The 14,294-nt window shown below is 70.5% G+C and carries 12 protein-coding genes; 7 read left to right on the top strand and 5 right to left on the bottom strand.

Annotated elements, in window-relative coordinates; translation table 11 throughout:
• Window positions 1–25 precede the first annotated feature (25 nt).
• The 4 genes from sdhD to ACIQF6_RS05045 all read right to left on the bottom strand — a co-directional run bounded on the left by sdhD (window position 26) and on the right by ACIQF6_RS05045 (window position 2,600).
• On the bottom strand, window positions 26–514 hold the full coding sequence (gene sdhD, locus ACIQF6_RS05060; RefSeq protein WP_400890298.1) for a succinate dehydrogenase, hydrophobic membrane anchor protein: 489 nt from the start codon (window positions 512–514) through the stop codon (window positions 26–28).
• Between the two features lie 6 nt (window positions 515–520).
• Window positions 521–901 (bottom strand): succinate dehydrogenase, cytochrome b556 subunit, encoded by a 381-nt coding sequence (sdhC, locus tag ACIQF6_RS05055; RefSeq protein WP_400890296.1) that lies wholly within the window; start codon window positions 899–901, stop codon window positions 521–523.
• 217 nt (window positions 902–1,118) lie between these two features.
• Window positions 1,119–1,616 (bottom strand): 2-oxo-4-hydroxy-4-carboxy-5-ureidoimidazoline decarboxylase, encoded by a 498-nt coding sequence (locus ACIQF6_RS05050; RefSeq protein WP_400890294.1) that lies wholly within the window; start codon window positions 1,614–1,616, stop codon window positions 1,119–1,121.
• Between the two features lie 240 nt (window positions 1,617–1,856).
• Window positions 1,857–2,600, bottom strand: coding sequence for an SDR family oxidoreductase (locus ACIQF6_RS05045; protein WP_400890292.1), 744 nt, complete (start codon window positions 2,598–2,600; stop codon window positions 1,857–1,859).
• 192 nt (window positions 2,601–2,792) lie between these two features.
• Between ACIQF6_RS05045 and ACIQF6_RS05040 the strand changes: the two genes are divergently transcribed.
• Window positions 2,793–4,382, top strand: a complete 1,590-nt coding sequence (locus ACIQF6_RS05040) for a methylmalonyl-CoA mutase (protein WP_400890290.1) — start codon at window positions 2,793–2,795, stop codon at window positions 4,380–4,382.
• 72 nt (window positions 4,383–4,454) lie between these two features.
• Here the strand turns inward: ACIQF6_RS05040 and ACIQF6_RS05035 are convergent, their stop codons facing one another.
• Window positions 4,455–6,509, bottom strand: coding sequence for a protease pro-enzyme activation domain-containing protein (locus ACIQF6_RS05035; protein WP_400890288.1), 2,055 nt, complete (start codon window positions 6,507–6,509; stop codon window positions 4,455–4,457).
• Between the two features lie 391 nt (window positions 6,510–6,900).
• Between ACIQF6_RS05035 and ACIQF6_RS05030 the strand changes: the two genes are divergently transcribed.
• The 6 genes from ACIQF6_RS05030 to ACIQF6_RS05005 all read left to right on the top strand — a co-directional run bounded on the left by ACIQF6_RS05030 (window position 6,901) and on the right by ACIQF6_RS05005 (window position 14,210).
• On the top strand, window positions 6,901–8,151 hold the full coding sequence (locus ACIQF6_RS05030; protein ID WP_400890286.1) for an amidohydrolase: 1,251 nt from the start codon (window positions 6,901–6,903) through the stop codon (window positions 8,149–8,151).
• A 295-nt stretch (window positions 8,152–8,446) separates the two neighbouring features.
• Entirely contained in the window at window positions 8,447–9,511 is a 1,065-nt protein-coding gene (locus tag ACIQF6_RS05025; RefSeq protein WP_400890284.1) for a BMP family protein, read from the top strand.
• A gap of 317 nt (window positions 9,512–9,828) precedes the next feature.
• Window positions 9,829–11,376, top strand: coding sequence for an ABC transporter ATP-binding protein (locus tag ACIQF6_RS05020; protein WP_400890282.1), 1,548 nt, complete (start codon window positions 9,829–9,831; stop codon window positions 11,374–11,376).
• Window positions 11,377–11,380: 4 nt separating this feature from the next.
• Window positions 11,381–12,562, top strand: a complete 1,182-nt coding sequence (locus ACIQF6_RS05015; RefSeq protein ID WP_400890280.1) for an ABC transporter permease — start codon at window positions 11,381–11,383, stop codon at window positions 12,560–12,562.
• Complete coding sequence (locus ACIQF6_RS05010; protein WP_400890278.1) at window positions 12,559–13,824, top strand: ABC transporter permease; 1,266 nt, start codon at window positions 12,559–12,561, stop codon at window positions 13,822–13,824. Before ACIQF6_RS05015 ends, ACIQF6_RS05010 begins: the two co-directional genes overlap by 4 nt.
• Window positions 13,821–14,210 carry a cytidine deaminase gene (locus tag ACIQF6_RS05005; protein WP_400890276.1) on the top strand — a complete coding sequence of 130 codons (390 nt, stop codon included), beginning with the start codon at window positions 13,821–13,823 and terminating at the stop codon, window positions 14,208–14,210. The genes ACIQF6_RS05010 and ACIQF6_RS05005 overlap by 4 nt, the downstream gene beginning before the upstream one ends.
• Window positions 14,211–14,294 lie beyond the last annotated feature (84 nt).

Below are 14,294 nucleotides of genomic sequence, written 5' to 3'. Positions count from 1 at the left end.
GGGGTCAGTCGCCTCTGGTGGCTCGTCAGATGTTCGGGTCGAAGGTGAAGATCACCAGGGTGCCGAGGACGACCGTGAAGACGGTCGCGACACCGAGGAGACCCTTCAGCCACAGACGAGTGGCGTCCTTCTCCGCGTAGTCGTTGATGACGGTGCGCATGCCGTTCGAGCCGTGCAGCATCGCCAGCCACAGCATCAGCAGGTCCCACATCTGCCAGAACGGCGAGGCCCAGCGGCCCGCCACGAAGGCGAAGCTGATCTTCGAGACGCCGCCGTCCAGCATCAGGTTGATCAGCAGGTGGCCGAGGACCAGCACCACCAGGACGACACCCGACAGGCGCATGAACAGCCAGGCGAGCATCTCGAAGTTGGTGCGGGTGCGGCGCGGGGTCTTCTTCGTGCGGGCCCGGGCGGGCTCCACCACGAAGGCGTCGGCCGGGTTGCCGGTGCCCAGGCCCTGGCCGGTGTGGGCCTGGAGCGAGGGGACCACCAGGTCCTTGGTGTCAGTGGACATGCCGGATCAGCCCCCGAACCAGGTGCGAAGGGTGTGCTGCAGAACGGGGTAGAAGGCGCCGCCCATCAGGACGATCCAGATGCCGACGACGGACCACAGCATCTGCTTCTGGTACTTCGGGCCCTTGGCCCAGAAGTCGACCGCCACGACCCGAAGGCCGTTCAGGGCGTGGAACAGGATGGCGGCCACCAGGCCGTACTCCATCAGGTTCACGATCCACACCTTGTAGGTGGCGATCACCGAGTCGTAGGCCTCGGGCGACACCCGCACCAGGGCGGTGTCCAGGACATGTGCGAACAGGAAGAAGAAGATCAGGACGCCGGTGACTCGGTGAGCCACCCAGCTCCACATGCCTTCCCGGCCGCGGTACAGCGTTCCAGCCGGCACGGAAAACCCTCCGGAAGCGGATTGGGGGCTCGGCCGGCTTTCTGTCGGTCAGCCCGGCCGGATACGGTCCACCGGCCGCGAGCATCCTATCGACGCGCCGAGCTCCGCCGTCGTCGGGGGCCCCTGGTGTGATCAATCAGGCACGCACGGGCTAATCGGAACGGGAACTTTGACGCTCCGTGCCCGGGGCGTCGCGCCGCGGCGCGGGGCCGTCCGGTCAGGCCCGGACGGCCACCAGGTGCTCCAGGCGGGTCAGCGCGATGCGGCGCAACTCCTCGGCGGAGATCAGCCGTTCCTCGTCGGGGTCGTTGGCCAGCCGGGTGCGGATCGAGGTCAGCACCGCGTCCAGCATCTCCTCCGGGTCGACCCCGTCCAGGCAGACCACGAAGACATGCCCGAACCGCGCCTCGTACGCGGCGTGCGCGGCCCGCAGCGCGGTGTGCGCCGCCTGGCTGCCGGGGGCGCGCATGCCGAGCAGCGGCTGCGGCATCCAGCTCTCGTCGGCCAGCGCCTCCGCGAGGTCCGCCGGGCGCAGGTCGTAGCTGGCCTCGCTGGCGGCCGCGAGCAGCGAGCCGATGTCGGGGTAGGGGCGGTGGGCGGTCAGGCGCAGCGCCCAGCGGTGGCTGCCGCAACAGGCGAGCAGGGCCTCCTCCACCGCGCCGGAGTCGGCCTCGTTGAACCGGTGCAGTCCCAGCAGGGACGGGTCCGTCCGCACGTCGAGACGCTGCGGCGGGATGTCGCTGGCCAGCGGATCCTCCTCGTGAGGGCGGGAAGGGGGGATGCTGCAGAGACAGAGAGGGTGTGGCAGTGCCGCCCGCGGGGGCCGGAACGGCTCGGCGGGGCAGCGCCTCCACGGTAGTTGAGGGTTCATCAGTTGGGGAGGCGGCGGGCCGAATTCATCCGATCGAGCTATCAAGTTGTGACCCGCCGCCGTTGCCGTTCACACGGGTGCCGGTCAGCCGGTCCGGTGCACCTTGTGGTTGGCGGCCTGCGCCCGGGGCCGGACCACCAGCAGGTCGACGTTGACGTGCGCCGGACGGGTCACCGTCCAGGAGACGGTGTCGGCGATGTCCTCGGAGGTGAGCGGCTCGGCGACGCCCGTGTACACCGCGTCCGCCTTCTCCTGGTCGCCGCGGAACCGGGTCAACGCGAAGCCCTCGGACTTCACCATGCCGGGGGCGATCTCGATCACCCGGATCGGCTCGCCCACCAGTTCGAGGCGGAGGGTCTGCGCCACCGAGTGGACGGCGTGCTTGGCCGCCACGTACCCGCCGCCGCCCTCGTACGCGGCCAGCGCCGCCGTCGAGGACATGATCAGCACGGTGCCGTCCCCGGTGGCGCGCAGCGCGGGCAGCAGCGCCTGGGTCAGGTGCAGCACGCCGAGCACGTTGACCTCGTACATGGTGCGCCAGTCCGCCGGGTCGCCCGCCTCGACGCTGTCCGCGCCGAGCGCGCCGCCCGCGTTGTTCACCAGCACGTCCACCCGGCCGACCTCGGCGGCGAACGCGTCCACCGCGGCCCGGTCGGTGACGTCCAGGGTGAACGCGCGACCGCCGATCTCCTTCGCCAGCGCCTCGATCCGCCCGGTGCGGCGGGCGGTCAGCACCACCTGGAAGCCGTCCTCGGCCAGCCGTCGGGCGGTCGCCGCCCCGATGCCGCTGCTGGCGCCGGTGACCACGGCCACCTTCTGCTCGCTCATGTCGCACTCCTAGTGTCTCGGACCGGTGTTCGGTGCGAGCGATCATCCCAAGGAACGGTTCGCGGGTGTTGTGAGCAAGCTCCCAGCCGTGGCATCTGTCTGCCCGTGAGGGGCGCGGCTACATTGCGTATCCAGCCGCGACGTCGAGCGGCGTCACCCCTTCCTTTTCCTTATCTTCCGCGGAGGACACCCATGGCAGCCGAGCCCCGCCGCACCGAGTCGGGCCTGCCGATCGAGCCGGTGTACGGCCCCGAGACCCTGGCCGGCTTCGACGCCGCGAGCCGGCTCGGCACCCCCGGCCAGTACCCGTTCACCCGCGGCGTGTACCCGACCATGTACACCGGCAAGCCGTGGACGATGCGCCAGTACGCGGGCTTCGGCACCGCCGCCGAGTCCAACGCCCGCTACAAGCAGCTGATCGCCAACGGCACCATGGGCCTGTCCGTCGCCTTCGACCTGCCGACCCAGATGGGGTACGACTCGGACGCGGCGATCTCCTCCGGCGAGGTCGGCAAGGTCGGCGTCGCCGTCGACAGCGTCGAGGACATGAGCGTGCTGTTCGGCGGCATCCCGCTGGGCGAGGTCTCCACCTCGATGACCATCAACGCGCCCGGCTCGCTGCTGCTGCTGCTCTACCAGTTGGTCGGCGAGGCCCAGGGCGTGCCGTCGAACAGGCTGACCGGCACCATCCAGAACGACGTGCTCAAGGAGTACATCGCCCGCGGCACCTACATCTTCCCGCCCAAGCCGAGCCTGCGGCTGATCGCCGACGTCTTCCAGTACTGCCGGGCCGAGATCCCCAAGTGGAACACCATCTCCATCTCCGGCTACCACATGGCCGAGGCCGGGGCGAACCCCGCGCAGGAGATCGCCTTCACCCTCGCCAACGGCATCGAGTACGTGCGCACCGCGGTCGCCGCCGGCATGGACGTCGACGACTTCGCACCCCGGCTCTCCTTCTTCTTCGTCTCCCGCACCACCCTGCTGGAGGAGGTCGCCAAGTTCCGTGCCGCGCGCCGGATCTGGGCCCGCGTCATGAAGGAGGAGTTCGGCGCGAAGAACCCCAAGTCGCAGATGCTGCGCTTCCACACCCAGACCGCCGGCGTCCAGCTGACCGCCCAGCAGCCCGAGGTCAACCTGGTCCGGGTCTCCGTGCAGGCGCTCGCCGCCGTCCTCGGCGGGACGCAGTCGCTGCACACCAACTCCTTCGACGAGGCGATCGCACTCCCCACCGAGAAGTCCGCGCGGCTCGCGCTGCGCACCCAGCAGGTGCTCGCCTTCGAGACCGACGTCACCGCCACCGTGGACCCGTTCGCCGGCTCCTACGTGGTCGAGGCGATGACGGACGAACTGGAGGCCGCCGCGCTGGAGTTGATGGCCAAGGTGGAGGACATGGGCGGCGCGGTCGCGGCGATCGAGCAGGGCTACCAGAAGGGCGAGATCGAGCGCACCGCGTACCGCATCCAGCAGGAGCAGGACTCCGGCGTGCGGACCGTGGTCGGCGTCAACCGCTTCCAGCTGGAGGCGGAGGAGCCCTACGAGCCGCTCCGGGTCGACCCGGCGATCGAGGCGCAGCAGGCCGAGCGGCTCAAGCGCCTGCGCTCCGACCGGGACTCGTCGGCGGTGGACCGTGCGCTCACGTCGCTGCGCAAGTCGGCGGAGGGGACGGACAACGTGCTGTACCCGATGAAGGAGGCGCTGGCCGCTCGCGCGACGGTGGGCGAGGTGTGCGACGCGCTGCGCGGCGTGTGGGGCACCTACACGCCGGTGGACCGCTTCTGAGTCCTCTGCTTCAGAGAAGGGAAGAGGGGTGCCGGGGAAGATCCCCAGCACCCCTCAACCGCGTTCTACGGGTTACTTCTTGATGGTGAAGGACTTGAAGAAGTCCTTGCCCGGGGAGCCCAGGCCGGTGGCCGTGTCGTAGCCCTCGGTGGCCTTCAGGCCGAAGTCGGCGCCGATCTTGTAGAGGCGGACCTTCAGGGTGCCGTTGACGACGCCCAGGTCGACGACGTTGCCGCGCTTGGTGTTGACCGCGTCGTCGTCCACGTCGTGGAACGCCTTGGTGTCGGCCCGGTCGTACAGGGCCGGGTTGGCGAAGCCGAGGGCGCGGCCGCCGCGGGCCTGGATGGCGTTGGCGAACATGGCCGCGGTCTCCGGGGCGGAGACCGAGGTGCCGCCGAAGCCGCCCTCGCTGTAGGCGCCGTTGTCGGTGTAGCCGACCAGGGTGGCGGCGACCAGGTCACCGCTCATCGCGATGTCCGGGGTGGCGCGCAGCGGCGTCTTGGACTTGGTGCCGTCGGCCGCGGTCTTGCTGATGCGGTCCGGGACGACGCCCTTCTGGTACCACGGCTGGGCGAAGTCCTTGGAGACGCCGCCGCCACCGCCGAAGTAGAAGGTGCCCGGCATCGGGCTCCAGGACTTCTGGTCGGCGGAGAGCACCGAGCGCAGGTCGCCCATGGAGACCTCGTGGCCGTACTTGCCTTCCTTGTCGGCCAGCTGGAGGGCGGTGCCGCCGACCGAGGTGACCCACGGGGAGGAGGACGGCCACTGGGCCTGCGCCTGGTTGGTGTCGGCCTCGCAGTTGACGCCGGTGGCGGCGGCGCCCGGGGAGTCGTCGCCGCAGTCGCCGGAGGAGAAGGTGAAGCCGATGCCGGTGAGGGCGCCCAGCTGGAAGATCTGGTTGTCGGCGGCGACCACGGCGGGGTCGATGTCGCCGGACTTGCCGTGCATGATCTCGCCCCACGAGTTGGAGACGACATCGGCGAGGTGCTCGTCCACGACCTTGGCCATGGCGTCGTAGAGGTCCTCGTCGTAGCAGGAGTTGCCGCCGACGTAGACGACGTTGGCGTCCGGCGCGAGGCCGTGCGCCATCTCGACGTCGAGGGCCTCCTCGCCGGCCCAGCCGGAGGCGCCGCCGCACTCGTCCTCGTGGACCCACTTGTCCGGGGTGACGTACTCGGTGTACTGGCCCGGCTTGAACGGCTGGTCGCCGTGCAGGGTGGAGAAGTGGTTGGCGTCCTGCTCCATGGTGGGCAGGCCGTACGCGTCGATGATGGCGATGCGGGCGCCCTTGCCGCTGACCTTGGCGTCGGTGACGCCGTAGGCCTTGCGGAGCTGCGACGGGACGTAGGAGCAGGGGGCGAACGGCTCGTTCTTCTCGTAGCCCTCGGGCGCGCCCTTGGCGGTCTTCGAGCCGTAGCCGTCCTCGGAGCAGGTCGGAACGGTCGGCAGGGCGGCCGGGTCCTTCTTGTCCGGGCCGGCCAGCTTGGCGTTGGCGCCCAGGCGCTGCTCGGCCTCGCGGACGGAGGTGGCGGAGGAGCTGTTCTTGTGGATCGCGTCGGCCAGGCCGGAGACCGAGAGGACGGCGTCGGAGACGGCCGCGGGCACCTTGGCGTCGGCGGTCGGGGCCCGGTGGGTGCCGTCCGCGGTGCGGTAGTTGTGGAAGCCGGTGCCGAACGCCTTGGACATCGCGGCGGTGGAGCCGGAGACCTGGACGTAGTGGGCGTTGCTGCCGGAGACGGTGAGGCCCGCGCCGACCACCCAGGCGGTGACGGCCTTGACCTGCTCCGGGGTGGCGCCGAACTTCGCCTGGGCCTGGGCGGACGTCAGGTACTGGCCGTAGCCGGCCGAGTTGGGGTCCGAGACGGCCTGGGCGAGGGCGGCGAGGCCGCTCGCGTCGCGGCCGGCCAGGTAGATCCGGGCGGTCGCGGGGGCGGCGGCGTCGGCCGCGCCCGCGTCGGCCTGCGGGGTGGCCCACTCCGGGTGGGTGCCCGGCAGGGCGCGGGCGGTGTCGCCCGCGGGGGTGGCGGCGACGGCCGGAACGGCCGCGCCGAGGGTGGTGATGATCAGTGCGGCCGCGACGGTGGCCGGCGCGATGCTCTTGGCGAGCCGATTGCGCGCGATGGGCACGTCGGTCCCCCCTTCTCGGTTCGATGGAGCGTCAGCTGCCCTTCGTGAGGGCGTGACGAGGCGCGCCGCAGGCGGACTGTCCCACCCCACTGCGGCACCGGAGTTGACTGTGCGACAGCTGTCTATTCGGACTGATGTGCCCTGCTCAAGAGTGCGTCCGAAAGCTTTACCCGGACATGACCCGATCGGGGGGAAAGGTTGAGGGAGGGGCTGGAAGGGGCGGCCTCCGCGTCCGACCCCCGATGCAGGTCGTTGCATACGAAGGGAGTCGAACACAGGCGCGGGCCGAATCGAAGAGTCATACCCATCGTGGACCCCGGTATGCATCCAAACGGTGAGAACTTTGGTGGAAGAGGGGCCAAAAGCCCCTCACCGGCCTAGTCTTGTCAAGGTGAACGATCCTCAGCCCGCAGCCGCTGCCACCGTCACCGCCGTCCGCCCGCTCGTCGCCCTCAGCGCCCGAGTAGCGGCCCACCAGGCCGAGTTGATCGACCTGCGTCGTGACCTCCACCGGCACCCGGAGCTCGGCCGCCAGGAGTTCCGCACCACCAGGCTGCTGCGCGAACGGCTGGTCGCCGCGGGCCTGGAGCCCCGGGTGCTCCCGGGCGGCACCGGCCTGCTGGTCGACCTCGTCCCGCCGGGCACCGAGCCCGGCACCCCGCTGCTGGCGTTCCGCGCCGACATCGACGCACTGCCGATCGACGACGCCAAGAAGGACGTCCCGTACCGCTCCACGGTGGCCGGCCGGGCGCACGCCTGCGGGCACGACGTGCACACCGCGGTGGTGCTCGGCACCGGGCTGGTGCTCGCCGAGGCGATGGCCGCGGGGGAGCTGACCCGTCCGGTCCGGCTGATCTTCCAGCCGGCGGAGGAGATGATGCCCGGCGGCGCGCTGGACGTGATCGCGGCCGGCGGGATGGAGGGGGTCGGGCGGATCTTCGCGGTGCACTGCGACCCCAAGGTGCAGGTCGGCCGGATCGCCCTGAAGGTCGGGGCGATCACCTCGGCCTGCGACAAGGTGATGATCAGCGTGGACGGTGCGGGCGGCCACACCGCCCGCCCGCACCTGACCACCGACCTGGTCACCGCCGTCGCCAAGCTGGCCGCCGAGGCGCCGTCCGGGCTGGCCCGCCGGATGGACCCGCGCTGGGGCGTCTCACTGGTGTGGGGACGGATCGCGGCCGGCTCCGCGCCGAACGTGATCCCGCAGCACGCCGAACTGGAGGGCACCGTCCGCTGCCTGGAGCTGGACGGCTGGCGACAGGCCCCGGAGGTGCTGGAGGAACTGGTCGCGCACCTGGCCGAGACGTACCGCGCCAAGTGGACGCTCAACTACCACCGGGGCGTCCCGCCGGTGGTCAACGAGGCCGATTCGATCGACCAGTTGGAACGCGCCATGACCGACCGGTTCGCCGAGGGCCGCGGCCCGGTGGTGGAGCCGACCGAGCAGAGCCTGGGCGGCGAGGACTTCTCCTGGTACCTGGAGCACGCGCCGGGCGCGCTGGCCCGCCTCGGGGTGCGCGGACCGGACGAGAAGGGCGTCCGCGACCTCCACCAGGGAGACTTCGACGCGGACGAGCGGGCGATCGCCGTCGGCGTCGAACTGTTCGCCTCGCTGGCCCTGGAGCACGCCCGGATCTGACACCGCGTCCTCCCCTCCCGGGAAGGGCCGTTCCGAGGTCGAAACGGCCGCGTCGGCGGGTGCGGCGCGGCCTCTTCTCGGGTAGGAGGCGGAGGCGTACCGTGGTGGCGCGCTACCAGCCAGTAGCGGAACGGGAGTTGAACAAGTGTGCGGCTATGTCCGGATTTGCCCGGGCGTACGACCACATTTTGATAACAACCCGGAGGCCCGTGCAGGCCGTAACACAACCGTGTTCTACGCGCGTTACGGTGGCGCTCGACCACGCCAACCGGGTGTGTGAGAAGGAGAAACTCCCTTGCGCCGTTCACTCAAGCTCGCCGCGGCCGTGCTCTCGGGTTCCCTGGGCATCGCCTCGCTCGCCGCCTGCGGCGCAAAGAGCACCGACAACACCACCGCCGGCGCCGGCGGCGGCTCCGGTCTGAAGGTCGGCATGGCCTACGACATCGGCGGCCGCGGTGACCAGTCCTTCAACGACTCCGCCGCGCGTGGTCTGGACCAGGCCAAGTCCGAGCTGGGCGCCACCATCAACGAGGCCGAGGCCAAGTCCGGTGAGTCGGAGGCCGACAAGGAGCAGCGCCTGAAGTCGCTGGTCACCGGTGGCTTCAACCCGGTCATCGCGGTCGGCTTCATCTACCAGGACGCGGTCAACAAGGTCGCCAAGGACAACCCGAACGTCAAGTTCGCGATCATCGACTCGTCCTCGCCGGACCAGCCGTCGAACGTGACCTCGCTGACCTTCTCCGAGGAGCAGGGCTCCTTCCTGGCGGGCGTGGCCGCGGCCAACAAGTCGAAGACCAAGCACGTCGGCTTCATCGGCGGCGTCCAGTCCGAGCTGATCAAGAAGTTCGAGGCCGGCTACGTCGCGGGCGCCAAGTCCGTCACCCCGGACATCCAGGTCGAGGTCACCTACCTGTCGACCCCGCCGGACAACACCGGCTTCGCCGACCCGGGCAAGGGCAAGCAGGCCGCGCAGGGCCAGCTCGACAAGGGCGCGGACGTCATCTACTCCGCCGCCGGCTCCTCCGGCTCCGGCGCCATCGAGGCCGTCGCCACCGCCACCGGCAGCAAGTGGGCGATCGGCGTCGACTCCGACCAGGCCACCCAGCCGGCCCTGGCGAAGTACAAGGACCACATCCTCACCTCGATGGTGAAGAACGTGAACACCGCGGTGTTCTCCTTCATCAAGTCGGCCAAGGACGGCAACGTCCAGGGCGGCGTGAAGAACTTCGACCTGAAGGACGGCGGCGTGTCGCTGGCCACCACCGGTGGCTACATCGACGACATCAAGGCCAAGATCGACGCCGCCACCCAGCAGATCACCAGCGGCGCGACCAAGGTCCCGACCGCCCCGCAGGGCTGATCCTGCCGATGCGCCGCCCGCCCGCCGGGCGGCGCAGTCGTCTGACACATCTCACGGAAGGGGCTCGGACGGGCTGCGCGCTGCGCATCCCCCGGGCCCCTGCCCATGCCGCACCCCGGTGTCCGTCCGGTGGCTGCCCCACTCCAGGCCGCTGAACCTCCAGTCGGCCCCTGAGCCTCCAGCGCAACGACGCGCCCGACGACCAGCAGGAGATCGCCATCACCCCCTCCGACTCCGCCCCGACCGGCGGCACCCCCAGCGCGGGGACGGCGACACCGGCCGTCGAACTGCGCGGCATCACCAAGCGCTTCCCCGGCGTGGTGGCCAACCACGACATCGACATCACCGTGCAGCGCGGCACCGTGCACGCCCTGATGGGCGAGAACGGCGCCGGCAAGTCCACCCTGATGAAGATCCTCTACGGGATGCAGAAGCCGGACGAGGGCACCATCGCCATCAACGGCGAGCAGGTGTCCTTCGCCACCCCCGGCGACGCGATCGCCCGCGGCATCGGCATGGTGCACCAGCACTTCATGCTCGCCGACAACCTCACCGTCTGGGAGAACATCGTCCTGGGCAGCGAGAAGCTGTACGGCATCGGCGCGAAGGCGAAGGCGAAGATCCGCGAGATCTCCGACCAGTACGGCCTCGGCGTGAAGCCGGACGAGCTGGTCGAGGACCTCGGCGTGGCCGACCGCCAGCGCGTGGAGATCCTCAAGGTGCTGTACCGCGGCGCCCGGATCCTGATCCTGGACGAGCCGACCGCGGTGCTCGTCCCGCAGGAGGTCGACGCGCTGTTCGACAACCTGCGCGACCTCAAGGCCGAGGGCGTCACCGTCATCTTCATCTCGCACAAGCTGCACGAGGTGCTGTCGGTCGCCGACGCGATCAGCGTGATCCGCCGCGGCACCACGGTCGGTGACGCCGACCCGAAGACCGTCACCGCCCCCCAGCTCGCCGAGCTGATGGTGGGCGCCGAACTGCCCTCGCCGCACAGCCGCGAGTCCACCGTCACCGACGTGGAGATGCTCCGGGTCGAGGGCCTGCGGATCGCCAAGCCGGACGCCGAGGGCGTCGAGCGCGTGGTGCTGGACGACATCTCGCTGCGCATCCACAAGGGCGAGATCCTCGGCATCGCCGGTGTCGAGGGCAACGGCCAGGCCGAACTGGTCGAGGCGATCATGGGCATGCTGCCGCTGGACGGCGGCACCGTCACGCTGGACGGCGCCGACCTGAGCGGCACCCGCACCCGGGCCCGCCGGGAGGCCGGCATCGGCTACATCCCGGAGGACCGGCACCGGCACGGCCTGCTGCTGGAGGCCCCGCTCTGGGAGAACCGGATCCTCGGCCACGTCACCGAGCGGCCCAATTCCAAGGGCGCGCTGCTCGACCCGGCCGGCGCCCGGGCCGACACCCAGCGGATCGTCGAGCAGTACGACGTCCGCACCCCGGGCATCGAGGTCACCGCGGCGTCGCTGTCCGGCGGCAACCAGCAGAAGCTGATCATCGGCCGCGAGATGAGCCACGACCCGAAGCTGCTGATCGCCGCCCACCCGACCCGCGGCGTGGACGTCGGCGCACAGGCGCAGATCTGGGAGCAGATCCGCTCCGCGCAGCGCGAAGGCCTGGCGGTGCTGCTGATCTCCGCCGACCTGGACGAGCTGATCGGCCTGTCCGACACCATCCGGGTGATCTACCGCGGCGCGCTGGTCGCCGACGCCGACCCGGCCACCGTCACCGCCGAGGATCTGGGCACCGCGATGACCGGTGCCGCCACCGGCCACATCGTCTCCGACACCGGTACCGCCGGCTCCGACCGGGTCCTGCCCACCGACACCGCCGACACCGTGCAGGCGGGGGAGTAGCCACATGACCAGTCCCAACCCCCCGGCTGCGGAAGCGGCCGCCCGGCCGCGTTCGCAGCGGTTCGACCTGGAGCGGATCGGGCTCGGCCTGGCCGCCCCCGTGCTGGCCGTGCTGCTGTCGGTGATCATCGCCGGCACGCTGCTGGCGGTCTCCGGCCGTGACCCGTTCAGCGCCTTCAAGATCATGTGGGACTACGGCACCGCCTCGGACGGCCAGGTCGCCGTCCTGAACAAGGCGACCGTGTACTACCTGGCCGCGGCCGCCGCCGCGTTCGGGTTCCGGATGAACCTGTTCAACATCGGCATCGAGGGCCAGTACAAGCTGGCCATGATGATGGCCGCGTTCGTCGGCACCCAGATCGACCTGCCGGCCTTCCTGCAGATCCCGTTGCTGCTGATCGTCGCGATGTTCGTCGGCGGCCTGTGGGCGTCGATCGCCGGTGTGCTGAAGGTCTACCGGGGCGTCAGCGAGGTCATCTCGACCATCATGCTGAACGCCATCGCCACCGCCGTGATCGGCGTGCTGCTGGTGCCGGGCATCCTGGCGCCGAAGACCGGCGGCACCACCAACTCGATCCAGACCGCGAAGATCTCCGAGTCCAGCCACTTCTTCGCGATCGAGACCCAGGGCGGCACCCTGTGGGGCTTCATCGTGATCGCGGCGCTGGTCGGCGTGGTCTTCCACTTCACCCTGAACCGCACCCGGTTCGGCTTCGACCTGCGCGCCACCGGCCGCTCGGAGAGCGCCGCCAAGGCGTCCGGCGTCAACGTCAAGCGCATGGTGATCACCTCGATCGTGGTCTCCGGCGCGCTGGCCGGCCTGGTCGGCCTGCCCGAGCTGATGCAGAACACCCCGTACTTCGGGCAGAACGTGCAGACCGGCCTCGGCTTCATCGGCATCTCGGTGGCGCTGCTCGGCCGCAACACCCCGATCGGCATCGCGTTCTCCGCGCTGCTGTTCGCCTTCCTGGACGCCTCCGGCGCCCAGCTGCCCACCCGGGGCGACTACCCGTCCGAGATCATCCCGGTGATCCAGGGCACCATCGTCATCTGCGTCGTCGTGGCCTACGAACTGGTGCGCCGCTTCGGCCTCAAGCGCCAGCAGCAGAAGGTCGGCGCCGAACTCGCCGCGCAGGCTGTCGCGGCCGCCGCCGCCCAGAAGGACCAGAAGGAGGTGGCGGCATGACCACCGCTGTCGCCAAGCCGAAGCCGGCCGCGCTGTCGGCCAAGAAGAAGTCCAAGCTCACCTGGCCGGTGGTGCTGCTGCTGATCGCGTTCGCCCTGGTGCTGTTCGCGGCCGTCGGCGCGATCACCGGCAACCACGGGCTGACCTCCTCGGGCCAGATCGGCGCCGCGCTGTCCTCCGCCGTGCCGATCGCGATGGCCGGTCTCGGCGGCCTGTGGTCCGAGCGCGCGGGCGTGGTCAACATCGGCCTCGAAGGCATGATGGTGGCCGGCACCTTCTGCGGTGCCTGGGGCGGCTTCCTGGTCAACCCGTGGGTCGGCCTGCTGGCCGGCATGGCGGGCGGCGCGCTCGGCGGTCTGCTGCACGCGCTGATCACCGTCACCTTCGGCGTCGACCACATCGTCTCCGGCGTCGGCATCAACCTGCTGGTCCCCGGCATCTGCGCGTACATGAACCGGATCTACTACAAGGACTACGTGGTCGACGGCGCCGGCGCGAACCAGTCGCCGCCCGCCGACTCGCTGCCCACCCTCACCGTCCCCGGCCTGTCGAACTGGCTGGACGGCATCGAGCAGCACCACTGGTTCCTGGTCTCCGACGTGGCCGGCATCGTCCGCGGCCTGACCACCGACCTGTCCGTGGTCACCCTGATCGCCGGCGCGTTCCTGGTCGCCAGCTACTTCGTGCTCTGGCGCACCGTGTTCGGCCTGCGGCTGCGCTCCTGCGGGGAGAACCCGACCGCCGCCGAGTCGCTGGGCGTCAACGTCTACAAGTACAAGTACCTCGCGGTGATCGCCTCCGGCGCCTTCGCGGGCCTCGGCGGCGCGTACCTCTCGCTGGTCGCCGCGCACTTCTACCGGGACGGCCAGACCCAGGGCCGCGGCTTCATCGGCCTGGCCGCGATGATCTTCGGCAACTGGATGCCGGGCGGCCTGGCCGCCGGTGCGGGCCTGTTCGGCTTCACCGACAGCCTCCAGCTGCGCGACGCCGACTCGGTGCACGTGCTGCTGCTGGTGGTCGCCATCGCGATGACCCTGCTCGGGCTGTGGCAGCTCTACCGCCGCAAGTTCACGGCCGGCGCGATCAGCATCGTGGTGGCCGGCGGCGTCGCCGCCTGGTACGCCACCACCGACGCCGTCCAGCGCCCGCTGATCGTCGCCACCCCGTACGTGATCACCCTGGTGGTGCTCGCGCTGGCGTCCCAGCGGCTGCGGATGCCCAAGGCCGACGGCCAGATCTACCGCAAGGGGCAGGCCAAGTGACGACGACGGTGGACTGGGAGGCGCTGCGCACCGCGGCCCGCGAGGCGATGCGCCACGCGTACGCCCCCTACAGCAAGTACCCGGTCGGCGCGGCCGCGCTGGTCGACGACGGCCGCACGGTGACTGGCTGCAACGTGGAGAACGCCTCCTACGGCCTCGGCCTGTGCGCCGAGTGCGGCCTGGTCTCCGCGCTGCACGCCACCGGCGGCGGCCGGCTGGTCGCGTTCACCTGCGTGGACGGGGCCGGCGAGCTGCTGATGCCGTGCGGGCGCTGCCGCCAGCTGCTGTTCGAGCACGGCGGCCCCGACCTGCTGGTCGAACTCCCCTCCGGGGTGCGGCCGATGAGCGAGGTCCTGCCGGACGCGTTCGGGCCGGACAAGCTGTAGCCACTGCTGGCCGATCGAATTGTTACGCGCGTAGAGTGTCGCGGGAGGACATCCCGCGGCACTCTTCGCATTTCACACCTCTCT

This window comes from Kitasatospora sp. NPDC092948 (assembly GCF_044754805.1).
Lineage (GTDB): Bacteria > Actinomycetota > Actinomycetes > Streptomycetales > Streptomycetaceae > Kitasatospora.
Note: the sequence above shows the minus strand (reverse complement) of the source record. Positions and strands in the feature narration are given on the sequence as shown.